At 69.9% G+C, this 19,895-nt stretch carries 25 protein-coding genes; 10 read left to right on the forward strand and 15 right to left on the reverse strand.

The features are described 5' to 3' along the window. Window positions 1–3: 3 nt before the first annotated feature. From ABZ370_RS18095 to ABZ370_RS18110, 4 genes are read right to left on the reverse strand one after another with little or no spacing between them, the layout of a single operon-like run. Window positions 4–231, reverse strand: coding sequence for a hypothetical protein (locus ABZ370_RS18095; RefSeq protein WP_358621514.1), 228 nt, complete (start codon window positions 229–231; stop codon window positions 4–6). Then, window positions 221–1,315 carry a CU044_5270 family protein gene (locus tag ABZ370_RS18100; protein WP_358621517.1) on the reverse strand — a complete coding sequence of 365 codons (1,095 nt, stop codon included), beginning with the start codon at window positions 1,313–1,315 and terminating at the stop codon, window positions 221–223. The genes ABZ370_RS18095 and ABZ370_RS18100 overlap by 11 nt, the downstream gene beginning before the upstream one ends. Further along, window positions 1,312–1,956, reverse strand: a complete 645-nt coding sequence (locus ABZ370_RS18105; protein ID WP_358621520.1) for an RNA polymerase sigma factor — start codon at window positions 1,954–1,956, stop codon at window positions 1,312–1,314. The genes ABZ370_RS18100 and ABZ370_RS18105 overlap by 4 nt, the downstream gene beginning before the upstream one ends. 58 nt (window positions 1,957–2,014) lie before the next feature. Next, window positions 2,015–2,737, reverse strand: a complete 723-nt coding sequence (locus ABZ370_RS18110) for a TetR/AcrR family transcriptional regulator (protein ID WP_358621523.1) — start codon at window positions 2,735–2,737, stop codon at window positions 2,015–2,017. A gap of 95 nt (window positions 2,738–2,832) precedes the next feature. On the opposite strand from ABZ370_RS18110, the gene ABZ370_RS18115 reads away from it, so the two are divergent. After that, the gene (locus ABZ370_RS18115) at window positions 2,833–3,726 is read left to right on the forward strand and encodes an NAD(P)H-binding protein (protein WP_358621526.1); all 894 of its coding nucleotides are present in this window, start codon (window positions 2,833–2,835) and stop codon (window positions 3,724–3,726) included. Window positions 3,727–3,738: 12 nt separating this feature from the next. On the opposite strand, the gene ABZ370_RS18120 is transcribed toward ABZ370_RS18115, so the two are convergent. Next, the gene (locus ABZ370_RS18120) at window positions 3,739–4,509 is read right to left on the reverse strand and encodes a helix-turn-helix domain-containing protein (RefSeq protein WP_358621529.1); all 771 of its coding nucleotides are present in this window, start codon (window positions 4,507–4,509) and stop codon (window positions 3,739–3,741) included. Between the two features lie 94 nt (window positions 4,510–4,603). Between ABZ370_RS18120 and ABZ370_RS18125 the strand changes: the two genes are divergently transcribed. Further along, entirely contained in the window at window positions 4,604–5,509 is a 906-nt protein-coding gene (locus ABZ370_RS18125; protein ID WP_358621532.1) for an NmrA/HSCARG family protein, read from the forward strand. Window positions 5,510–5,982: 473 nt separating this feature from the next. On the opposite strand, the gene ABZ370_RS18130 is transcribed toward ABZ370_RS18125, so the two are convergent. From ABZ370_RS18130 to ABZ370_RS18150, 5 genes are all read right to left on the reverse strand, one after another. After that, on the reverse strand, window positions 5,983–6,927 hold the full coding sequence (locus tag ABZ370_RS18130) for a hypothetical protein (protein WP_358621534.1): 945 nt from the start codon (window positions 6,925–6,927) through the stop codon (window positions 5,983–5,985). Between the two features lie 41 nt (window positions 6,928–6,968). Further along, complete coding sequence (locus ABZ370_RS18135; RefSeq protein WP_358621536.1) at window positions 6,969–7,424, reverse strand: NUDIX domain-containing protein; 456 nt, start codon at window positions 7,422–7,424, stop codon at window positions 6,969–6,971. 186 nt (window positions 7,425–7,610) lie between these two features. After that, complete coding sequence (locus ABZ370_RS18140; protein WP_358621538.1) at window positions 7,611–8,459, reverse strand: helix-turn-helix transcriptional regulator; 849 nt, start codon at window positions 8,457–8,459, stop codon at window positions 7,611–7,613. 3 nt (window positions 8,460–8,462) lie between these two features. Next, on the reverse strand, window positions 8,463–8,981 hold the full coding sequence (locus ABZ370_RS18145) for a DUF6879 family protein (protein WP_358621541.1): 519 nt from the start codon (window positions 8,979–8,981) through the stop codon (window positions 8,463–8,465). After that, window positions 8,962–9,225, reverse strand: coding sequence for a hypothetical protein (locus tag ABZ370_RS18150; protein ID WP_358621543.1), 264 nt, complete (start codon window positions 9,223–9,225; stop codon window positions 8,962–8,964). The genes ABZ370_RS18145 and ABZ370_RS18150 overlap by 20 nt, the downstream gene beginning before the upstream one ends. 204 nt (window positions 9,226–9,429) lie before the next feature. Between ABZ370_RS18150 and ABZ370_RS18155 the strand changes: the two genes are divergently transcribed. The 3 genes from ABZ370_RS18155 to ABZ370_RS18165 all read left to right on the forward strand — a co-directional run bounded on the left by ABZ370_RS18155 (window position 9,430) and on the right by ABZ370_RS18165 (window position 11,636). Further along, window positions 9,430–9,822: a glycosyl hydrolase gene (locus tag ABZ370_RS18155; RefSeq protein ID WP_358621545.1), complete on the forward strand. Its 393-nt coding sequence runs from the start codon at window positions 9,430–9,432 to the stop codon at window positions 9,820–9,822. Window positions 9,823–9,913: 91 nt separating this feature from the next. Further along, a complete protein-coding gene (locus ABZ370_RS18160; protein ID WP_358621548.1) occupies window positions 9,914–10,582 on the forward strand; it encodes an SGNH/GDSL hydrolase family protein in 669 nt (222 codons plus the stop codon). A gap of 160 nt (window positions 10,583–10,742) precedes the next feature. Beyond that, window positions 10,743–11,636 (forward strand): DUF1963 domain-containing protein, encoded by an 894-nt coding sequence (locus ABZ370_RS18165; RefSeq protein WP_358621550.1) that lies wholly within the window; start codon window positions 10,743–10,745, stop codon window positions 11,634–11,636. A 16-nt stretch (window positions 11,637–11,652) separates the two neighbouring features. On the opposite strand, the gene ABZ370_RS18170 is transcribed toward ABZ370_RS18165, so the two are convergent. Then, entirely contained in the window at window positions 11,653–12,597 is a 945-nt protein-coding gene (locus ABZ370_RS18170) for a GNAT family N-acetyltransferase (protein ID WP_358621553.1), read from the reverse strand. A gap of 271 nt (window positions 12,598–12,868) precedes the next feature. Here ABZ370_RS18170 and ABZ370_RS18175 point away from each other — a divergent pair, with 271 nt between their 5' ends. Continuing rightward, complete coding sequence (locus ABZ370_RS18175) at window positions 12,869–14,035, forward strand: alkaline phosphatase PhoX (protein ID WP_358621555.1); 1,167 nt, start codon at window positions 12,869–12,871, stop codon at window positions 14,033–14,035. 51 nt (window positions 14,036–14,086) lie between these two features. On the opposite strand, the gene ABZ370_RS18180 is transcribed toward ABZ370_RS18175, so the two are convergent. Next, a complete protein-coding gene (locus tag ABZ370_RS18180; RefSeq protein ID WP_358621558.1) occupies window positions 14,087–14,290 on the reverse strand; it encodes a DUF397 domain-containing protein in 204 nt (67 codons plus the stop codon). A 3-nt stretch (window positions 14,291–14,293) separates the two neighbouring features. After that, on the reverse strand, window positions 14,294–15,175 hold the full coding sequence (locus ABZ370_RS18185; protein ID WP_358621560.1) for a helix-turn-helix transcriptional regulator: 882 nt from the start codon (window positions 15,173–15,175) through the stop codon (window positions 14,294–14,296). A gap of 167 nt (window positions 15,176–15,342) precedes the next feature. Here ABZ370_RS18185 and ABZ370_RS18190 point away from each other — a divergent pair, with 167 nt between their 5' ends. Next, on the forward strand, window positions 15,343–15,771 hold the full coding sequence (locus ABZ370_RS18190) for an ATP-binding protein (protein WP_358621562.1): 429 nt from the start codon (window positions 15,343–15,345) through the stop codon (window positions 15,769–15,771). A gap of 46 nt (window positions 15,772–15,817) precedes the next feature. On the opposite strand, the gene ABZ370_RS18195 is transcribed toward ABZ370_RS18190, so the two are convergent. Beyond that, complete coding sequence (locus ABZ370_RS18195) at window positions 15,818–16,006, reverse strand: hypothetical protein (protein WP_358621564.1); 189 nt, start codon at window positions 16,004–16,006, stop codon at window positions 15,818–15,820. A gap of 237 nt (window positions 16,007–16,243) precedes the next feature. On the opposite strand from ABZ370_RS18195, the gene ABZ370_RS18200 reads away from it, so the two are divergent. The 3 genes from ABZ370_RS18200 (at window position 16,244) to ABZ370_RS18210 (ending at window position 19,534) form a co-directional block, all read left to right on the forward strand. Continuing rightward, window positions 16,244–17,938 (forward strand): alpha/beta fold hydrolase, encoded by a 1,695-nt coding sequence (locus ABZ370_RS18200; protein WP_358621566.1) that lies wholly within the window; start codon window positions 16,244–16,246, stop codon window positions 17,936–17,938. A 141-nt stretch (window positions 17,939–18,079) separates the two neighbouring features. Beyond that, entirely contained in the window at window positions 18,080–18,922 is an 843-nt protein-coding gene (locus ABZ370_RS18205) for a DUF1963 domain-containing protein (RefSeq protein ID WP_358621568.1), read from the forward strand. Window positions 18,923–19,072: 150 nt separating this feature from the next. Next, complete coding sequence (locus ABZ370_RS18210) at window positions 19,073–19,534, forward strand: hypothetical protein (RefSeq protein ID WP_358621571.1); 462 nt, start codon at window positions 19,073–19,075, stop codon at window positions 19,532–19,534. Here ABZ370_RS18210 and ABZ370_RS18215 read toward each other — a convergent pair. Beyond that, a partial coding sequence (locus ABZ370_RS18215; RefSeq protein ID WP_358621573.1) for a zinc ribbon domain-containing protein occupies window positions 19,524–19,895 on the reverse strand: 372 nt, incomplete at its 5' end. The two genes, ABZ370_RS18210 and ABZ370_RS18215, sit on opposite strands and share 11 nt — an antisense overlap.

Genomic DNA, 19,895 nt, shown 5'->3' on the forward strand with positions numbered 1-19,895 from the left:
ATCCTATCCTCCGCTGACCTCCTTGGCCTTGGCATTGGGCTTGGCCTTGGCATTGGGCTCCGCCGACGCCTGGAACCGGCCGTCCAGCCGGACCCGGTCCCCGGTGACCGACGTGCGTACGCCCGAGGCGGACCCGGGGGCCGCGAGCGCGACCCCCGTCAGCGCGCCCGCGACCAGCAGGACGCACACCGCGGCCGTGGAGGACTTCGACGGTCCGACGTCAGCCCGCATGCCCGGGCATCTGCTTATTGCCGTCGACCACCGCGCGCTGCGTGATCGCGCTGGTGAAGGTGACGGTGCCGGGCTTGATCGGGTCGTCCTTGTCCGGGCTCGGCTTGACCTGGACGGTGCGCTCACCGAGGAACTTCAGGCTCTTCTTATCGAAGATCCATTCCTCGCGCTGGCCGCTCTGGTCCTCCATCCGCGCCACCGCGACCCCGTGACGGCCCGTGGCGTCGGTCGCGTCGTCCACCGCGACCACTCCGGGAATCTTCGCGGCGGCCTTGTAGAGGGCCGGGGCCAGCTTGGCGGGCGGGTAGCTCTCGGTCAGCAGATCGCCGATGGCGACGAAGGCCGCCTGGTCGAGGGGCACCTCCTTGTCCTTCTCCGCGCGGGCGTCCCGGTAGATCTTCTTCAGCAGCGCGTCGGGGTCGGTGGGCAGCTTGACGAGGCTGTCGTACGCCGCGCTCATCGGGTGCGGACCGGCCAGGGTCATGCCCTCGTCACTGGTCTGGCCCGGCTCGATCAGCCAGCCGTCCTTGCCGTCCGCCGACTGCCAGACCTGACGGTCGTGCAGTTCGGTGCTGACCACCGTGGTCTTGTCGTCCACGGTCCTGGCGTGGGTGTCGGCCACCTTGGACGCGACGTAGATGTACTGGCCGTCGCGCACCACGGGCCCGTCGGTGTCGCCGGAGCCCGCCGCCAGGGAGACGCGGTCCAGCAGCTGGGGGCCGCCCTTGGCGTCGACGGCGCCGAGCTGGGTGGTCAGCGCGGGGCCGGTGGCCACGGGGGTCGTACCGTCGCCGTCGCCCCCGCCGTACAGGGCGACACCGCCCACGACCGCACCGGCCAGGGCGCAGGCCGCGGCGGGCAGCAGGATCGTCTTGCGCAGGAACGGGTTGCGCTGCCGCGCGGGGGCGGCGGGGCGGGCGGTTCCGGCGGTCCCGGCGGTACGGAGGTCTTCGCGGATCTGGGCCATCAGGTGCTCCTTGTGCAACGTGTGGCGGCCCGCCGGAAGACTCCGCTCCCCGGTGTCCCGGAGCGCTTCGGTCTCCGGCCACTCAGCCGGATGCGGCTGGGAGGGGGTGGCGTTCATCGGTTTCCTTCCTCTGCGGACCGGATCGCGTAGCCGCGATCGCCTCTTATCTGCCGGGTGGGAGAGGCGGGTTCCCGTTTTTTCCTGACGAGTTCGGCATCGGCGAGTTTGCGCAGCTTCGTACGGGCGCGCGACAGCCTGGAGCGGACGGTTCCGAGGGGGATGCCAAGGGTGCGGGCGACATCGGCGTACTCCATGCCCTCCCACAGACACAGCACCAGCACCTCGCGTTCGGCGCGCTTCAGTGAGCTGAGGGCGGTCAGGGTGGCGTTGATGCGCCGCCGGTCGTCCACCCGGCCCGCCGTCTCCTCGGCGTGGTCGGGTATCCGCTGGGCCTCGGCCCCCGCCCCGGCGGCAGCGGCGGCCGCGGCCCGGTAGCGCCGGTTGCCGCGGCAGTGCGAGCGAGCCACGTTGGTGGCGATCCCCAGCAACCAGGGCCGCAGCGACCCCCCTTCGGCCTCGACCGACGCATGGCGCCGCCACGCCTCCATAAACGTCGCCGACATGACGTCCTCGGCGACGGACCAGTCGGCGGTCAGCCGGAAGGCGTGGTTGTACACCGCACGCGCGTACTCGTCGAAGAGTTCCGCGAAGGCGTCGGGGTCCCCGGCCCGTACCCGGGTTCGCGTATCTGTGGTCACACTCTCAACTGACCTGCGGGGAGGGGCGAGTTCCGGTGACGTGCGTCACACCCCAGGGTCAGCTGGCTTGGCCCGCGATCCGGTCGAGCCATTCCCGCAGGAGGGCGCTTTCGGACGCGGTCAGCGCGTCGGTCCGCGGCAGCACGGCACGGAGGGTGACGGCGGCCGCGGCGGCCCCGGCCCCGGGTTCGGGTTCGGGGGTGGAGGGGGCGTCGGCGGTGATCGCGGCGAGGACGGCCTCGCGGGCGGCGTGCGACAGCTCCGGGTCGCGGCGTTCCCCGGGGGTGGCGATGAGCGCGAGCGTCGTACCGGACCCGGCGGCGTGCACGAGGGCGGCGGCCCGGTCCTCGGGCACGCGCAGCCTGCCCGCCTCGGCGATGCGCCGGATGTGCCCGGCGAGTACGTCGAAGGCGGCGAGGGCCGCGGGCGACGACGCCCCGGGCGGCTGCTGACCGTACATCAGCAGGTACAGCGCCGGGTTGGCCAGACCGAGGCCGACGTGCAGATCCCACCCGGCGCGCAGATCCTCGACCGGGTCGTCGGTGGGCGCCGCGGCGGTCTTGTCGGCCAGGTAGGACGCGAAGCCATGGGCGACGACGGCATCGAGCAGGCCCTGCTTGTCGCCGAAGAGCCGGTAGATGGTCGGCGGCTGCACCCCGGCGGCGGCGCTCACCGCGCGGGTCGACACCGCGTCGGCGCCGCCTTCGGCGAGCAGCCGGGCGGCGGCCGCGACGATGCGTTCCCGGTGACCGTCCGCGGCGGTGACGTCGTCGTTCTCCATGTTTCCAACGATAACAGGATCGCGTTAGCAGGCGTGCGTTTCCGGTGTTAAGCTCTGCGCGTTATCAACGGAAACATCAGGTCAGGAGAGACCTCGTGATCATCGTCACCGGAGCGAACGGCAGGCTCGGCCGCACGGTCACCGAACGACTGCTGGAACGCGTTCCCGCCGAGGAGATCGGCGTCAGCGTGCGCGACACCGAGAAGGCGCGCGACCTCGGCGACCGGGGCATACGCGTGCGCCGGGGCGACTTCACCGACCCGTCGGGCCTCGCCGACGCCTTCGAGGGCGCCGCACAGGTCCTGATCGTCTCCACCGACGCCACCGGCGAGACGGCCTTACGCGCACACCGCGCGGCCATCGCCGCCGCGGCGGCGGCCGGAGCGGGACGCATCCTCTACACCAGCCATATGGGCGCGCACCCCACCTCGCCCTTCGCCCCGATGCCCGACCACGCCGCCACCGAGGCCGCGCTGCGCGCGTCAGGCGTCCCCTTCACCGCGCTGCGCAACGGCTTCTACGCCTCATCGGCCGCGATGCTGCTCGGCGCCGCGCTCGACACCGGCGAGCTGATCGCACCCGAGGACGGGCCGGTCGCCTGGACCGACCACGCCGACCTCGCCGACGCGGCGGTGCTCGCCCTCACCGCGTCCGGCGACGGCCTCGACGGCCTCTATGGCACGACCCCCGCCCTCACCGGCCCCGAGGCGATCGACCTGGCCGGCGTCGCGGCCCTCGCCACCCGGCTGACGGGCCGTCCGGTCCGCAGGGTCGTCGTCTCCGACGCCGCCTACCGCGCGCATCTGCTGGACCACGGCCTGCCCGGGCCCCAAGCCGACCTGCTCGTCGGCCTGTTCGCGGCAAGCCGCCGAGGCGATTTCGCCCCGGCCGATCCCACACTCGCCCACCTGCTGGGACGGCCCGCGACGCCGCTGGCGGACGTACTGACGGCGACAACTCTGAAGACACCGGTCACCCGGACCGGGTGAGTCGGCGGGTGGTCAGCCACTCGCACGCGCGCGCCGCCGATGAGCCTTCTGCCTGCATGCCGCCCCGCAGAACCGCGCCGGGCGGCCCGCCCGGCCCGCGCGTTCGCCGGACAGCCGGTCCCCGCACATCTCACACCGATCGTTTTCGTCACGCGGACCGGCGACTTCCCCTTCCCCCTCGCGGATTACGTTACGGAATTTCGTTACGGACCGCTCCGGCCGCAGCCCGTCACACATCACCGCCGTCAGCACCCCGGGGCCGGGGCCGTGCCCCTGCTCCATGGCCGCACACCCCGCCACCAGCGCCCGCACATCCGCCGCTTCGACGTCCGCCCTGACCGCTCCGGCCTCCTGCGAACGCCGGAGCAGTGCGGCCAGCACGTCGCCGAACTCGCTCCTGGCACCGGCCACCGCCTCCTCGGGCGAACGGCCGGGCGCCTCCCGCGCGAAGGCCTCGCACAGCGCGCGGTTGAGCGACGCCTCCCTGATCACCCGCCCCAGGAAGCCGAAGAACGCCACCCCCGGGTCCTCGGCCACGGCCAGCGCCCGGCCCTCGGCGACGAAATCCGTCACGCTTTCGGCGATCACCGCCTCGAAAAGGTCCTCCTTGGAGGGGAAGTGCCGGTACACCGTCCCGGCGCCCACCCCGGCCCGCTCGGCGATGGCTCCGAGCGGCACCATGCGACCCTCCGCCGCGAACGACGCCCTGGCCGCGGCCAGCACCCGTGCCCTGTTCCGCCGCGCGTCGGCCCGCGAGGGCAGCGCTTCCTCCTCCTCTGCCATGCCCCTCACCATCGCTCCTGATTGACAAACGGGTCAGTCATTCCGGTACGTTAACCGGGTTACTCGTTCCGATTCTATCCGGGAGCCGTGAACTATGACCACCCTGACGTCGAGACGAACCATCCTGGTGACCGGCGCGACCGGTCAGCAGGGCGGCGCGACCGCGAGGCGCCTGCTCAGCGACGGCTGGCACGTCCGCGCACTCACCCGCGACATCACCGGCCCCACGGCGCACGCCCTCGCCTCGGCGGGCGCCGAGTTGGTCGCGGGCGACCTGGACGACCGCCCCTCGCTCGACGCGGCGGCCCGCGGAGCCCACGGTGTCTTCAGCGTCCAGCCCACCCCCGGCATGCCGGGCCTGCCCACCGAGTACGGCCCGGACGACGAGGTACGGCTGGGCAGGAACGTGGCGGACGCCGCGCTGGCCGCGAACGCCCAACTCCTCGTCTACGCCTCCGCGTTCGGCGCCGATGGTGACAGCGGGCTGTCGACGCTGGAGAGCAAGCGGCACATCGAGGAACACATCGGCGCGATCGGCATGCCCGCGACCGTCCTGCGCCCCACGTCCTTCATGGAGAACCTCCTCCATCCCACCTGGGGCCTACAGGGCGGCGCCCTGGCCACCCCCTACAACCCGGACACCCGCCAGCAGTTCATCGCGCTCTCCGACATCGCGGCCTTCTCCGCACTCGCCTTCGCCGACCCCGCGGGCTTCCGCGCCCGCGCCTTCGACCTGGTGGGCGACGTCCTCACCCCACCGGAGACCGCCGCCGCCATCAGCCGGGCCACGGGCCAGGAGGTCCCGTACGTCCACATCCCCCTCGAAGCCGTACGCGCCCGGAGCGAGGAGGCGGCCCGCGGCATCCAGTCCCTCAACGACGGCCTATACCCCCTGGTCGACATCGAACCGCTCCGCGCGCTCCACCCCGGCCTGCTCACCTTCGAGGCCTGGCTGAGCGCGTCCGGAGCGACCCGCCTCAAGACCCTGCTGAGAAGCTGATTCTCATCTCCGGGGCGACCGGCGCGTCCCAGTCGATGTCGTACCCGTACTTCCACGCCGACTGCCCGGGCTTGTCTCGGTCATGGTCAGACCTCCTTGATCGGAGCGATTGGTTCCTTGGTCGCGTGTTTGGCCGCAGTCAAGGCCACACAAGCAGCCTCAGACATGACCGAAGTTGAGGCCAAGCCGACGCAAGGAGCGGGTGGGTCCAAGCCGCCAACCGGCTCGCTTCGCAGACTCCCGCCGAGGGAGCCACGTCGACGACACGCCTCCCCGTCGACTTGATGACGCCGTTCCACGTACGGCCCGGAAGTCCGCCTAGGCGGCGGGGCCAGGTGGAGCATCGGCCCGTCGGGGGCTTGGGGACGGGAGTGGGCCCGATGCGCTGTGGCGTCCGGGCTGGCGGGACGAGCGGGGAGAGCGCCCATGCGCCCGGGAGGGGCAGCGCACGGACGGGGCCGCCGCGGGGCCATCTAGGCGGTCAAGCCGGGTTCGAAGTACCTCGGCGTGCGGAACAGACCTGCGAAGGTTCCGGGGCCGTGCCGTTCGTCCAGCCATGCCCCCAGCGCCGTCAGGTCACCACTGATAATGGCTCCGAGGAGCCGCGCGTGGCAGTCGCCTTCCTCTCCGGGCGCGAACCCCTCGAGGAAGCGCGCGTACCGGCGATTGACGCCCTTCTCGAAACCGGTGAGGGCCGCCGCGTATCGCGTCCGCTCATCGCTTCCCGACACCCTCGCCGCGCAGTCGGCGTCCTCCTCCGTCAGCGTTCCCGTCATGTCCCTGAACGCGAGTGCGCCGAGAACGTCGGAAGGTTCCGTCAGGCCGAAGCGTTCTGCCGCCTGCCGTGTGATAGCGCGCGCCTCTTTGTCGCATGCGCCTTCCATGACGATTCCGAGGTTCCGCGTGTGGTGGCTTCCGCGCTGGTCGGCAGCCGAGTAGGACTGTCCGCTCGTGCGGCGGTAGTTGATTCCGTACTGAGTGCGGACGGGCACGCCTGCCACTTCCACGTACCGGCGACGCGCCCCGTAGTGAAGGCAGTCATGCGCGTACGCGCGCAGCAGATCAAGAAGGGCCAACGCGGGGCACTCGGGATTCCGGTGCCCCATGGGCCCGTACATGGTGATGACGGCCACCATGTGAAGGTGCCGATACCCCTGGTCCGGGTGGTGGAATCCGCCGAAGGCACCGGTACGCGAGGACTCGCAGCCCACCAGCACGCGCTCAAACGGCAGCAACTGCGCTAGCCCGCACCCGGCGTACCGGTGAGCGGCGGTTTCGACGCCCGCGTGGAAAGGCGCAGTGTCGATCCCGTCCGCTTCCCACTCGCTGAGCATTTCCGAGAGGGGCCGGAACACGTGGGCGGGATGCCTTCCCGTGAGCGATGACGGGTCGGCGCGCATGGCTGCCAGTGCCGCCATTGCCTCGACGCCGGTGACGGACTCGTTCGGGGCGAGTTCCGTTAGGTCAGGGTGTCCGACTTGATGAGTTGAACGTGAGACTCCTGCATCCCCTCCGGGAGCGCATCCGGGCTGAACCATCTCGCCTCCAGAATCTCGAAGCCGTCGAGCTTGAGATTTCCACCCACGTGAAGAGCTTCGTACGCGATTTCCACGCGGAGCTTGTAGCCGCTGACCACCTGAACCAGTCGCCCCGGCACCACTTCAAGGCCGGTTTCTTCCCGAACCTCTCGAACGATGGTCTTCGGGAATTCCTCATTCTTGATTGCGTAGCCGGTCGGAAGCCCCCATGGCCGGCCCGCAGGCCACATGCGGTGCTTGAGCAAAAGGACTTGCCCGTGTTCGTTTCGCACCACGCCCGTCACACCCACCATGAATTTGGCGTGTGCGAGCCACAGGATGCGCCATTGCAGGGGGCCGCGAATGAGCTTCCACGCTCGGGCAACGATTCGCTTCATGCGCACCCTTTCGATTGGGCAAGCGCGGGGGCGCCTGCGGTAGCTGATTCAACCCAAGTTGTGGTGAGCGGGTCACGCCCAGCACGGGCAGCGCGGTGCTGCCAACCCCTTCACGTCTCCCGTGTGACCAACGCTAGGAACGGCAACACCTCATCGCACAGCCGATTGCACGTGATTGCGCACCAGTTAGCCGAGCGAGTACCGCGCCTTGCAGATCAAGGCTCGCGCCTGCGGGCCGTAGACCGCCATATCAGCAAGCATGGCGAAGGCGTCGGCGTACGCGCCCACTTCGCTGGGCTGCGTCAACGTGAGGTGTCCCGAGACAAGCTCGACGTTCACCTGTCGCGCATCGAAGATCCAGAATCCCTCAACAGGCATGCGTGTTCGACCAAGACGGGTGGGCACAACACCGACGCTGACATTGGGCAGGGTGCTCACCGCCACCAGCCGCTCAAGCTGTTCAGCCTGCGTGTCAGCATCTCCCAGCCCGTTACTCAACACGGACTCTTCGACCAGGAACGCGAATCTGCGCGGTGCCTCATGGAGGACGCGTTGCCGCTCCATCCGTACCGCCACCGCATCGGCTACGTCATCCACGGAGACTCGCCGCCGCTGAACCGCGCGCAACACGTCCTCGGTGTATCCGTGCGTCTGGAGCAGGCCCGGCACAAACCACGAGGAGTACGCACGGAACCAATGTGTGCGCTCAAAGAGAGGCAGCACAGCTTGCTGTGCACGTCGAAGCCCCGAGCGCTCCATTCGGTGCCATTCCACCCACATGCCTTCGACAGCGCGCAGCGAGGCCACGAGGTCTTCGGCTTGGTCGTTGGCGCCACAGGCATCGCACCACGCGCGAATGTCATCGGCGCTCGGCTGCGTCTTCGCTGTCGAAATACGGGACACCTTGGACGGGTGCCAGCCGCATAGAGCGGCTACGTCCTTGCCATCCAGCCCGGCGTCCTTGACCAGTTCTCTCAGGCGGTCGGCAAGCAGACGCCGGGCTTGTTGAACACTCGATGATCCTGAAACGGGCATTGTTCAGGTCAGCTTGTAATCCTCGTGCGGCGTGGCCCGTTCCCACACCGTCTCAAAGGCCGTGCTCACGAGATCCAGCACAGCAGGATCTGAGCTCCATTCCCGGTCCACCACGTCCCCGTCGCCGGAGAAGAACGTGAACAGAACAGCCGATCTGTCGAACATCCACAGATCGGTTCCCGGAAGCGCGATGTCCGCCGCCCGGCGGCGAGGCAGCCAGCGGACCAGCTCACCCGCCGCCACATTGGCGAACGTCATGTCGTGCTCGTACTGGATGTAGTCCGTGACAGGTTCGGAGACGATACGGGCCCGCCGCATCACGACTCCACGGGCCGTCAGCTCGCCCACAAGGTCCCGCCACGAGCCCCACCAGTCAGGCAGCTTGGCAGGGTCGTCGGCATAGCGGTGTCCCGCTCGCCAGCGCGCGAACTCGGGGTCGTTCGGGGTGTATCGGTCCCTCATCTCCAGATGCACGGCGGAGTGCCGCGCCTGCGCCAGTCCCTCACGGACGGGGTACTTCACTGTTGCTGCCTTCCGGTCGCGGAACGTACTTCAGCATCACGGCCGGAAGCCGGACGATCGTTTCGTGATCCGGGACGTCGGTGGAGTGACCGGGGATGGAACCGATCTTCTGGCACGCCTTCACCTCGGCCTCCGTCGCTCTGTACGACTGGATCAACAGGTCGCCAGTGTCTTCGTCCAACCAGATGGTCGGCGAGTCATCCACAGGAGTATTCGGGATGATCCCGAGGAACCGCAGCCTCATGCCAGATCCCGTTGTCGATGTGATTGCGCTCGATTGCACGACCATCGCGCCAGCGGTTCAGGTCGTCAAGTAGGTGTTTCCGGCCGCTTGAGCCGGTCGGCCAAGGTCACCCCGAGGCGGTTCCGGGACCGGTCCCGGCGGGCTCGCGGTATACCCCGGATTGTCGCTGGATGAGCGATCCACACAACCGGAAGGACGTCAGACATGCGTACTCGCAACGCCGTACTCGGAGCCCTCGCCGCAGCCGGGCTCACCGGAGCCATGCTCACCGCGGTGACCCCGGCTCCGGCTCAGGCCGCCGAGGGCTGCAACACCAACAACGCCCGGACGGTCGCGTCCGCCTCGACCCACTCCCGCGGCATCGAGCTGCGCTACAACGGCACCTGCGCCTGGGGCAGGATCTTCGGCTCCCCGGGCGACCTGGTGTGGGTGGACCGCAGCCTCGACCGCGGCCGGACCTGGAAGCAGCTCGGCGTCACCAAGATCAGCACCGGCGGCAGCAACCACACCGACGCGTTCAACAACCAGGGCAACCTCATGCGCGCCTGCGGCAAGGCCAGCAACTATTCGGAGGTCGCCTGCACCACGTGGTGGTGACCCGTGGTGTCGGCGGCATATCGGGGACTGTCGGTCCGCTGTCGGTGTGGTCGCGCTTTCCTCGTTCTCACCCGAGTTCGAAGGAGCGCATATGACGATCACTGTCCGGCCGGGAAGCACCGTGATGTTCACCGGCGATTCGATCACCGACTGCCAACGGCTGGAGAGCGAAGACGGTCTCGGGTTCGGCTACCCGCTGCGCATCGCGGGCGAGTGGGGGCTCCGGCACCCGGGCCACCCCGTGACCTGGCTGAACACCGGGATCGCGGGCAACAAGGTGCGGGACCTCGAAGCCCGTTGGCAGACGGACGTACTCGACGCGCGCCCGGACGTGGTGTCGATCCTCGTCGGGGTCAACGACATGGGCTGGCACACCGTGGACCCGAAGGGCTACGTGATCCCCGCCGAGGAGTTCGAAGCGGGCTATGACCGCCTGCTCGCGCCCCTCGCCGAGGCGGGCACGGAGCTGATCCTCATCGAGCCGTTCCTCCTGCCGATCCAGGGCGTCATCGAGGCCGGTGCCGGTACCGCGCTCATCGGCGAGAAAGAGCGAACGGAATGGCGCACCGACCTGGACCCGAAGATCCAGGTGGTGCGCGGGCTCGCCCGCAGATACGGTGCGCATCTGCTCGCCGCCGACGGCATGTTCGCCGAACTCGCCGCGACGGCCGGGCCGGAGCACTGGGCCGCGGACGGCGTACACCCGACCCCCGCCGGTCACGCCGCCCTCGCGGCGGCGTGGCTGCGCCTGGTCGCGTGACCGAGCCTCGCGATCGCCGCCGCCACCGGCGATCGCGAGGACCCTCACGCCCTCGGCGGTGCCGATACGCCCCTCCCCGAGGAGCCGTCACCCGCACGGCTACTGTGCGGGGAACCGCGACGGCAAACGGTCGTCGCCCGCCCGGTGAGGAGCCCACCCGTTGGCCCGTACGACTCCGCCACGGCCTCTCGACGTAGAGGCGCTGTTCCCGGAGGTGGCCGACCTCCGCAGGGACGCCGTCCGGTTGCACCCCCGGATCGGCGCTCCGGGGGCGCGGGACAGCTCGCTCGGAGGCCCCCTGCTGTGGCCGCGTTCGGAGCCGTGGCCCCACTGCGACGACGACCACCCGCGGACCGCGCTCTCCCCGCCGACCACGGACGCGATCCCCCTGGTGCCGGTCCTCCAGCTCTTCGCCGCCGACCTCCCCGAGTTGCCGTTCCCACCCGACACGGACCTCCTCCACGTGCTGTGGTGCCCCTTCGATCACGACGCCGGTTACGTCCCCCGGCCCGAACTCTTCTGGCGGGCCGCCGCCACCTGTGACGTCCCCCCGACCGAGCCGCCCCGCCCGGTCGGCGCCTCGGGCCACTACCTCCCGAACCCGTGCGTGCTGCACCCGGAACGGGTCACCGACTATCCGAGCTGGGATCTTCCCGAGGACCTGTTCGACGGTCTGCGGGAACGGTTCGAGGAGCTGGAGGAGGAGACGGGCTGGTCGTACCAGTCCCACCTCTCCGTGTCCGAAGGCATCAAGGTCGGCGGATACCCGACGTGGACGCAGGAGCCGGTCTGGCCCGACTGTCCCGGCTGCGGCCACCGCATGGACCACCTGCTGACCATCAACAGCGGCGAGTTCGACGGCGCGAGCTGGCGCACCTGGCTCCCCGTCGAGGACACGCCCGTCACGGGCACCATTCGGGACCTGCCCTACGAGGAACGCACACTGATCCAGCGCGCGCCGGGGCTCATGCTCGGTGACATGGGCGGCATCTACCTCTTCGACTGCCGCCGATGCCCCGACAGGCCCTACGCCCACCACTCGGACTGCTCGTGACGCCTCTCGCGCGGGCCTACTCCGGGAAGACGGGCGTCCCGTCCGCCTCGGCCAGGTAGGGGCGTACGGGAGGCTCGACGCCCAGGGCGTCCCAGAGCGCGTAGGCCGCCGCGTACTTCACGTCGCCGGGCCCGGTGTCCACGAGGTAGTCCCGGATCTCGGTGACGACCACCCGCACCCGCGGCACCGGGCCGGCGAGCCGTTCCAGGGCGTACCGGACCCCGTCGACCGCCTCCCGCCGAAGGCCGCCGTCGTTGACGTACGGCCGGGCGTCCGGCCCGTACGCCGCCCGAAGCCAGCCGTACGGATCGTCCCCGATCTCGACGGTCGTCTCCCCCGCCGCCGGTACGACCCGGACCGTCACCCGCGCGAAGCGGGCCCACCGGCCGGTGTGACGCCGGAGCCAGTGGGCTCCCTCCGCAGGTTGGACGCGCAGGTCCCGTACGTACCAGTCGTGCCGTGTCCCGTCCCCGTCGCGCTTGTGCCCACCGGGGGTGAACCCCGCCCGCCGGGCGACCGCGGCGGATGCGGTGTTCTCCGGCTCCACCCGGATCACCGCCTCCTTCCCTCCCTCATATGCCGCGTACCGGGAGGCCAGGAGGACCGCGCGGGTGGCCAGGCCGCGTCCCCGCCAGGACGGGTAAAGGCCGTAGGCGACGTTCACCTGGCCGGGAGCCAAGCCCTCGACCGTGAACCGCAGGTCGATCGTCCCCGCGAGTGCCTCGCCTGCGCCTGCGCCCGCGCCTGCGTCTGCTCGGATGCCGAAGGCGCGGAGCGGTCCGGCGGTGTCCCACTGTTCCCGGCAGTGCCGGAAGTAGGTTTCGACGACCTGAGGTGTGCTGGGACCGCCGCTGAGCCAGCGCACCAGCGCCTCGTCCTCCCCCGCGAGGTGCGCCTCCGCGTCGTCCGGGCGCAGCGGGGACAGCGTGACGACCCCGTCGGACAGCTTCACTTCCCGCATCCGGCGATTCTTGACGCCCGAGCGGCGTCGCGCCATCGGATTGCGCGGTTCAGGCCAGGCGGTCGGTCCGGGAAGACGGGCGTTCCGTCCTCCTCCACCAGGTAGCCGGCGGTCGGGTCGGACGCTGCGCGATATGACTCACCGGTTGGCCGTGAAGAGTTCGCCCAGAAGGGCCTTATGGGCCAGGTGCGGCGGCCATAAGTTCTTCCCCGTGACCAGTCGGCAGCGCTCAACAAGCCATCCATCGACCTTGTTTGATGAAGGAGTAGCTGTGGAACGTCGCATCTTTCTGCGCGGATCAGTCATCGGAGCCTCTGCCGCCGCCTTTGGCGGCACCCTCATGCGCGGCGCCGCCTACGCGGCCCCGGCCCAGACGGGCCCCGGCCCGTACGGTGCTCTGCTCACTGCCGACGCCAACGGCATCGCGCTGCCCAGCGGCTTCACCAGCCGGGTGATCGCCCGGTCCGGCCAGACGGTGCCGGGCAGCTCGTACACCTGGCACAGCGCCCCCGACGGCGGCGCCTGCTTCGCCGACGGCTCGGGCTGGATCTACGTCTCCAACTCGGAGATCAATCCCGGTGGCGGCGCGGGCGCCGTCAAGTTCAACTCCTCGGGCACCATCACCGGTGCCCACCGCGTCCTGTCCAACACCCGGCAGAACTGCGCGGGCGGCGCCACCCCGTGGAACACCTGGCTGTCCTGCGAGGAGGTGTCCCTCGGCTACGTCTACGAGACCGACCCGTGGGGTGTGAACGCCGCCGTCCGCCGCGACGCCATGGGCAGGTTCAAGCACGAGGCGGCCGCCGCCGACCCGGTGCGCAAGGTGATCTACCTGACCGAGGACGAGACGGACGGCTGCTTCTACCGGTTCACCCCGGCCACCTGGGGCAACCTGTCCTCCGGCACGCTGCAGGTGCTGGTCGCCGGCGCCGCCACCTCCGGGTCGTTCAGCTGGGCCAACGTGCCCGACCCCGACGGCTCGCCCACGGCCACCCGCGACCAGGTCTCGACCGCCAAGATCTTCAACGGCGGCGAGGGCTGCCACTGCGCCAACGACACCGTCTGGTTCACCACCAAGGGCGACAACCGCGTCTGGCAGCTCAACCTGGCCAACAGCACGTACGAACTCGCCTACGACGACAGCCTGGTCAACCCCGGCCCCGCACCGCTGACCGGCGTGGACAACGTCACCGGCACCTCCTCCGGCGACCTGTTCGTCGCCGAGGACGGCGGCAACATGGAGATCTGCGTCATCACCCCGGACGACATCGTCGCGCCGTTCCTGCGCGTCTCCGGCCAGTCGGGCTCGGAGATCACCGGCCCGGCCTTCTCCCCCGACGGCAAGCGGCTGTACTTCTCCAGCCAGCGCGGCACGACGGGCAGCTCCTCGGGCGGCATCACGTATGAGGTCACCGGGCCGTTCCGCGCCACGGCGTGATCGTGATCCGGTGATGGTCGGGCGGCACGGCGGTGCCGCCCGACCATTCGCTCACGGCCGAGGTGCCGCCGCGATCCGTCCGCCGACGAGGGCGTCCCGGAAGTCCGCCCAAGCGGCGGGGGCCAGGTGGAGTATCGGCCCACCGGGGTGCTTGGAGTCGCGTATCGCCACGGTGTCGGGCACGTTGGTGGCTACTTCGACGCACTCTTCCTGCCCGTTGCTGTAGCTCGACTTACGGAAGACGAACGTTGTCACAGCTCAAAGTCCTTTGCTGAGTGTCCCGATGAAAGCTCGGGACTCGGCCTCGGGCAGCGCGTCCCGCGCAGTCTCCTCGAACAGTCTTACGTGCTGGGCAGCGCCTTCGCCACCCTCGACCCACGTCGTGGAGAACGGCAATTCCTGGTACGCCACGTCCATGGCACCCGGCTCGGCGAACGAGAGAACGTTGAACGAACCGGCGAGCGCTGGCATCATCCCCGCGCCGAAGGGGAGCACCTGAATCGTGACGTTGGGGCACTCGCTCCAATCGAGCAGGCTCGCCAACTGCTCCCGCAGCATCTGAGGCTCTGACGTGGGGATACGCAGCGCCGCCTCCGCAATGACGGCCCAGAGGGAGAGCGGATTGCCCTCGGTGAGCCGCTGCTGACGGGCGACCCGGGAGGCGACGAACGTCTCGATCTGATCGGGGCTATCGCCTGGAGCCGACGCGCGACGCGCCGACCGCACGTAGTCGGCGGTCTGAAGCAGCCCGGGAATGAACGACACCTGCCATGCTTTGACAGCCGTGGCCGCGCTCTCAAGCGGTACGTACTCCCTCATGGTCTTGGTGAGCGGGACGTCATTCCACCAGCCCTTGGCCTTGCGACGCTCGCGGTCGACGCGGGCCAGCTCCAGCAGCCCGCCCACGGCGGCCGGATCGCTCACGCCGTACAACTCGCACAACGCGCGGATGTCCGGGTCCCGCATCGGTACCCAGCCGCCCTCCATCTTCGCGACCTTGGTCGTGGACCCGGTCAGGGCCTTGGCGGCGTGTGTCTGCGTCAGGCCCGCCACCGCGCGGAGCTGCATCAGCTCCCCACCCAGCCTGCGTCCCAGAACGGTCGAGGTGCTGTTCCCCTGCATGGGCTGACTCGTCGTCACGCGCACAGTCTGGCCGCCGCCAACCGCCACCGCAAACCAGATCGGGGGAATTCCTCCAAGAGGAACTTGTGCTGATCTCGCAGCCAGGGCTACGGTCCGTGATGAACCGCTTGCACAGGGACGCCAGTTGGCGGATGCGCTCCGCCCTGCCCGCACGGAGGTACGCGATGTCGATCGCACCCCAAGACCCCGTCATCCACGAGGACCGCGTCGACTACGTCCCGACACCGATAAGCGTGACCCGCGCCCGGCGGCACGCCGCCCGGATGGTCGCCGAGTGGGGCCACCCCGCCCTGGCCGACGACGCCGCGCTCATCGTCTCCGAGCTGGCGGGCAACGCCCTGCGCCACGGCCATGTCCCCGGGCGGCTGTTCCGCGTCTGCCTCACCCTGACGAAAACCACGCTGCGCATCGCCGTCGCCGACCCCAAGGGCGAACGGCTCCCCCACCCCCGTCAGCCGTCCCCCGAGGCCACGCACGGCCGCGGCCTGCTCATCGTCCGCGCGCTCGCCCCGCGCTGGGGCGTACGGGAGCGCACGGTCGGCAAGGAGATCTGGGCCGAACTCGACCTGCCCGGCTCCCCGGCCGAGCGATAGCCCGAACTCGGTCTCTCCCCACCACGCGACAGTGCTGCTGCCGGGGCTACTTGTCGTCGAGGTCTTCGCCGAAGGCGATGTCCAGCTCGGCGGCGAGGGCCTCGGCCAGCTGTAGCGTCTGCGCCTGGTCGATGACGATCCGCTTGAGGAAGGCGAGGCCGCGGAGCCGGGAGAGGTCGTTGCCCCGAAGGTCGAGGCCGCGGTACGTACCGCCGTCGAACTCGGTCAGCCGCATATCGCAGTCGTCGATCAGGGCGGCGTGGCAGACGCCGTCCTCGCGTACGTGAGGCTCCTGGCCGGGGCTTCGGCTGTGCCCAGCCGTTCTCGGTCAAGCTCCGGCCTGTTGACTGCCTGGAGGTTTGAGTGGCGCCGACCATCCATTCGGGTGGTCGATGCGGAACGTCTCCCCGGGGCGATCTTGGCGGGGTGAGCATGTGTCCGACCCTCTCTGCCACGAAAGGCGGGTACAGCCATGTCTGTTGACGGAACCCCGGAGACCCCGTTCGCGCTCGGCGCCGATGACCTCGCCAGGCTGGACGCGGTCCGCGAGGCGCTGTTGGACCCGTCGCCGCGCCGGATCGGCCGCCTGGACCAGTGGGGTCTGGCCGACAGCTACGAGACGTACACGGAGACCGCCCGGTACGCGGAGGTCTCGCTCACCATGGCGGACGGGACGGTCCTCGACGCGTCGCTGAGCGTCCCGCGCGACCTCGCCCCCGGACAGAGCTGCCCCGCGGTCGTCCTGCCCGCCCCGCTGAACAACATCGGGCACCGCGCCTACCTCGGCAAGTTCCCGCGCTGGGCCCTCGGCGGCTACGTCGTCCTGGCCTACAGCCAGCGCGGACTGGCCAAATCCACGGGCGAGATCCACGTCGCCGGACCGCAGGACGTGGCCGACGCCACCGAGGTCATCAACTGGCTGACCGGACAGGACGGCGTCGACCCGGACCGGATCGGTTTCTTCGGTTCCTCCTACGGCGCCGGGACGAGCCTGCTGGCGGCCGCGCAGGACCAGCGGATCAAGGCCGTCGTCGGCACCAGCGCCTGGGGAGACCTGTTCGCCTCGCTGTACGAGAACGGCACCCGCCACCTGAAGGCCTTCGAAGCGCTCGTACAGCTCTTCGACGAAGAGCGGTGTTCGCAGGAGTTCCGCGAGGTCATCCAGAAGATCCGCGGCAACACCATCGACGACCAGGTCAGGGAGTTCGCCCGGGTACGGTCGCCCAGGCACTACCTGAACGCGTACAACGGCGCGGCGACGCCGATCCTGCTGACCACCGCCTGGCACGAGACGATCTTCTCGGTGCCCGCCGTCATCGACTTCTTCACCAACCTGACGGGGCCCAAGTCGCTGCTCGTCCAGGTCGGCGACCACGGCAACGCCGAACTCCCGGGCCTGGCCGGTCTGCTGTCCAAGCCCACCGAGATGGCCTACCGGTGGATGGACCACCACCTCGGCGGCAGCGCCGGCGACGGACGCGAGCCGCGATTCGACGTCCGCTCGGAGTACATGCACAACCTCCTCTCCGATCTGCGCCACTCCGACTGGGCGAGCTACGCCCTGCCCAGGAAGCGGTTCCACCTCGCCGACGCGTCCGCCGGGCAGAGCGACGGGCAGCTGGCCGAGGGCGCGCCGCAGGCGGGCTGGACCCGCCCGGTGAAGGCCACCGGCGAGAGCACGCAGGCCGTCGTCGCTCCGAAGCTGATCCAGACCGGCCTGGCCGAGCGCATGGGCCTGCCGCACGTCTACAAGACTGCCGAGATCGACCGCGGCCTCGCGGCGATCTGGACCAGCGCGCCGCTGGAGCAGGCCATGCGCGTCCAGGGCGACCTGGAGCTGCGGGTGACCGTGAAGCCGCAGCAGGCGAACGCCATGATCGTGGCCTACCTGATGGACTACAACCCGGCCACCGGCAAGGCCGCCATCATCACCCACGCTCCCTACACCCTCACCGACCGGGAGGCAGGCCAGGCCACCACGGTGACCTTCCCCCTCCAGCCCGCCCACTACGTCCTGGCCAAGGGCCGCCGGCTTCAGCTGATCATCGATACCCACGACCCGTTCTTCACCGAGGCCAACGCCACCGCAGCGGTGTCCACCATCGAAATCACCTCCCCGCAGGGCACCGAGTCCTACCTCGACATCCCCCTCGACAGCCTGGACTGACCCCCCGGCACACTGGTGCGGCCCGCCCGATCACGAACGGGCAGGCCGCACCGGCACCCACTTCCGAGATGTTCCGCCTCGTGCGCGGCACCCAGCACATCCGGCACCGCGGTGTCAGACGTGGCTGCTTGAATCCCCCGCATGGAACCGAACGTCACGCTGACCGCCCTGCACGACTTCTGCGCCGAAGGTCTCGGCGCGGACCTCGCGGACCGCTTCGTCCGTCTCGCGCGGCCGGGGTTCGGGCTTGCCGAAGCCGGGGCGGGGCGGGCTGCCGCCGGGCACAGCCGGTTCGGTGGGCGGGCGTTGCTCGAACCGGGCACGGAGTGGCCGACCTGTGACGGCTTTCCGCTGAGCCTGATCGCCGTCCTCGACACGGATGCCCTGGCCCCCTGGCTCGACGGTGTCCTCCCGGCCGGGACGGGGCTGCTCAATTTTTTCGCGCTCGACAGTGACTCCGAGGCCGCCGACCCGGCCGCCATGGAGCTGTCGCTGAAGTACGACTGCTTCGACCCGCAGGTGGGGCGGGTGATCGCGGCCCGCCCCACACACGCCGTCGAGACGGCCCCGCCCACCCGGTCGAGCGTTTTCGATCCGACGCCGTGGGCGGCGGTGCCCGGGTTCGCCTTTCCCGACGCCTACGACCCCGCTTGGGATGACCTCGACCTGGGGCCCGACGTCGACGACATGGCCAGGGCCATGCCCGACACGTACATATACGACCTGCTGCCCGAGTGGCCGCAACGGCCGGGCGCGCTGGAGTCGGAGGACATCGCCTTCGGCCGACCGGCGTTCCCGACGGGCAGTTCACCGATGCTGCCGGACGGCGAAGACCCGAACCGCTACCACCACCTGCTCCAGCTGTCCGGGCAGGGCGAGTGGTACATCGGCGGGGACGGCGGCTGGATGCACTGGTCGATCCCCACCGAGGCGCTGCGGGCCGGGGACTTCAGCCAGGCGATACCGACCCCCGACATCTGGTGACAGCTTCCTCATAGGTCATCCACAGCCGACAGCGGAATGGCCTATACCTCCGTCACCGGCGGCCGAAAGCGCACTTGTTGCTTGTCACCGCCCGGTTAAGCATGGTGCTGCAGATACTCAGTGGGTATTTCGAGGCACAAGGGGGAACAAGTGATCCGAAAGACGCTTAAGGCGGGCGCCGCCTGCATGCTCGCGTTGGGTGCCGTGGCGGCCACCCAGGCCACTGCCCAGGCCGACGATGGGAAGCCCAAGCTCAGCTACGTCCTCAGACCGCAGGTCGCCCAGAGCCCGTACACCGGGGTGGACATCTACTACGGCGGCGTCTACGCCGGGACAGGCATCTGGAGCCAGGACCCGGGCGGCGACATCGACGGGAACGGCAACACCGACCCTGGCGACGCCCTCATCGCCTACGACGGCGCCGCCGACGGTCTGGGCGTCGAGGCCCGCCTCGAGACCGGCCGCGTGGCCTCGACCCGCGGTCACGGCTCGCCCTACTGGAGCCCCTGGGCATCCGGCGACCTCGCCGAGGGCTCCAAGCACTCCATGAAGGTCTGCGTGGTCAAGGGCGACTGGGAGTCCTGCCTCTCGGCGGTCTCCGTCACCGCTTGACGTGCTCCCCGGCCTGAAGTCCGGGGATTCCTGCCACGGTCGGGTGACCGTCTGGGTGGCTTCCTGCTTCAACGCGCTGTGCCGGGACTTTCGTCCTGGTCTTACCCGCGCTCCGCGAGGCGTTTAGCCTGTCCGCCCGTCCGGCGGCCAGGGTGTTCCGGGAGGCGTTGTCATCGCGGTCATGGACGGTCCCGCACCCTGCGCACGTCCACTGGCGGACGTGAAGGGGTTTGGGGCCGTCCTTGATGCCGCATACGGAGCAGATTTGCGAGGTCGGCTCGAAGCGTCCGATCTTCCCGAAGTACCGGCCGTGCTTGACCGCCTTGTACTCCAGCATGTTCACGAATGCCGACCATCCGGC

It is taken from the genome of Streptomyces sp. NPDC005962 (assembly GCF_040629205.1).
Taxonomy (GTDB): Bacteria; Actinomycetota; Actinomycetes; order Streptomycetales; family Streptomycetaceae; genus Streptomyces.

What these genes read in the sequence shown, in the direction of transcription:
- ABZ370_RS18100 (WP_358621517.1), bottom strand. Translation starts at nt 1,315, where the DNA reads ATGAACGCCACCCCCTCCCAGCCGCATCCGGCTGAGTGGCCGGAGACC.
- ABZ370_RS18205 (WP_358621568.1), top strand. Translation starts at nt 18,080, where the DNA reads ATGGAACCGAACGTCACGCTGACCGCCCTGCACGACTTCTGCGCCGAA.
- ABZ370_RS18190 (WP_358621562.1), top strand. Translation starts at nt 15,343, where the DNA reads ATGTCGATCGCACCCCAAGACCCCGTCATCCACGAGGACCGCGTCGAC.
- ABZ370_RS18170 (WP_358621553.1), bottom strand. Translation starts at nt 12,597, where the DNA reads ATGCGGGAAGTGAAGCTGTCCGACGGGGTCGTCACGCTGTCCCCGCTG.
- ABZ370_RS18130 (WP_358621534.1), bottom strand. Translation starts at nt 6,927, where the DNA reads ATGGCGGCACTGGCAGCCATGCGCGCCGACCCGTCATCGCTCACGGGA.
- ABZ370_RS18140 (WP_358621538.1), bottom strand. Translation starts at nt 8,459, where the DNA reads ATGCCCGTTTCAGGATCATCGAGTGTTCAACAAGCCCGGCGTCTGCTT.
- ABZ370_RS18155 (WP_358621545.1), top strand. Translation starts at nt 9,430, where the DNA reads ATGCGTACTCGCAACGCCGTACTCGGAGCCCTCGCCGCAGCCGGGCTC.
- ABZ370_RS18135 (WP_358621536.1), bottom strand. Translation starts at nt 7,424, where the DNA reads ATGAAGCGAATCGTTGCCCGAGCGTGGAAGCTCATTCGCGGCCCCCTG.
- ABZ370_RS18095 (WP_358621514.1), bottom strand. Translation starts at nt 231, where the DNA reads ATGCGGGCTGACGTCGGACCGTCGAAGTCCTCCACGGCCGCGGTGTGC.
- ABZ370_RS18200 (WP_358621566.1), top strand. Translation starts at nt 16,244, where the DNA reads ATGTCTGTTGACGGAACCCCGGAGACCCCGTTCGCGCTCGGCGCCGAT.
- ABZ370_RS18150 (WP_358621543.1), bottom strand. Translation starts at nt 9,225, where the DNA reads ATGAGGCTGCGGTTCCTCGGGATCATCCCGAATACTCCTGTGGATGAC.
- ABZ370_RS18160 (WP_358621548.1), top strand. Translation starts at nt 9,914, where the DNA reads ATGACGATCACTGTCCGGCCGGGAAGCACCGTGATGTTCACCGGCGAT.
- ABZ370_RS18195 (WP_358621564.1), bottom strand. Translation starts at nt 16,006, where the DNA reads ATGCGGCTGACCGAGTTCGACGGCGGTACGTACCGCGGCCTCGACCTT.
- ABZ370_RS18110 (WP_358621523.1), bottom strand. Translation starts at nt 2,737, where the DNA reads ATGGAGAACGACGACGTCACCGCCGCGGACGGTCACCGGGAACGCATC.
- ABZ370_RS18125 (WP_358621532.1), top strand. Translation starts at nt 4,604, where the DNA reads ATGACCACCCTGACGTCGAGACGAACCATCCTGGTGACCGGCGCGACC.
- ABZ370_RS18120 (WP_358621529.1), bottom strand. Translation starts at nt 4,509, where the DNA reads ATGGCAGAGGAGGAGGAAGCGCTGCCCTCGCGGGCCGACGCGCGGCGG.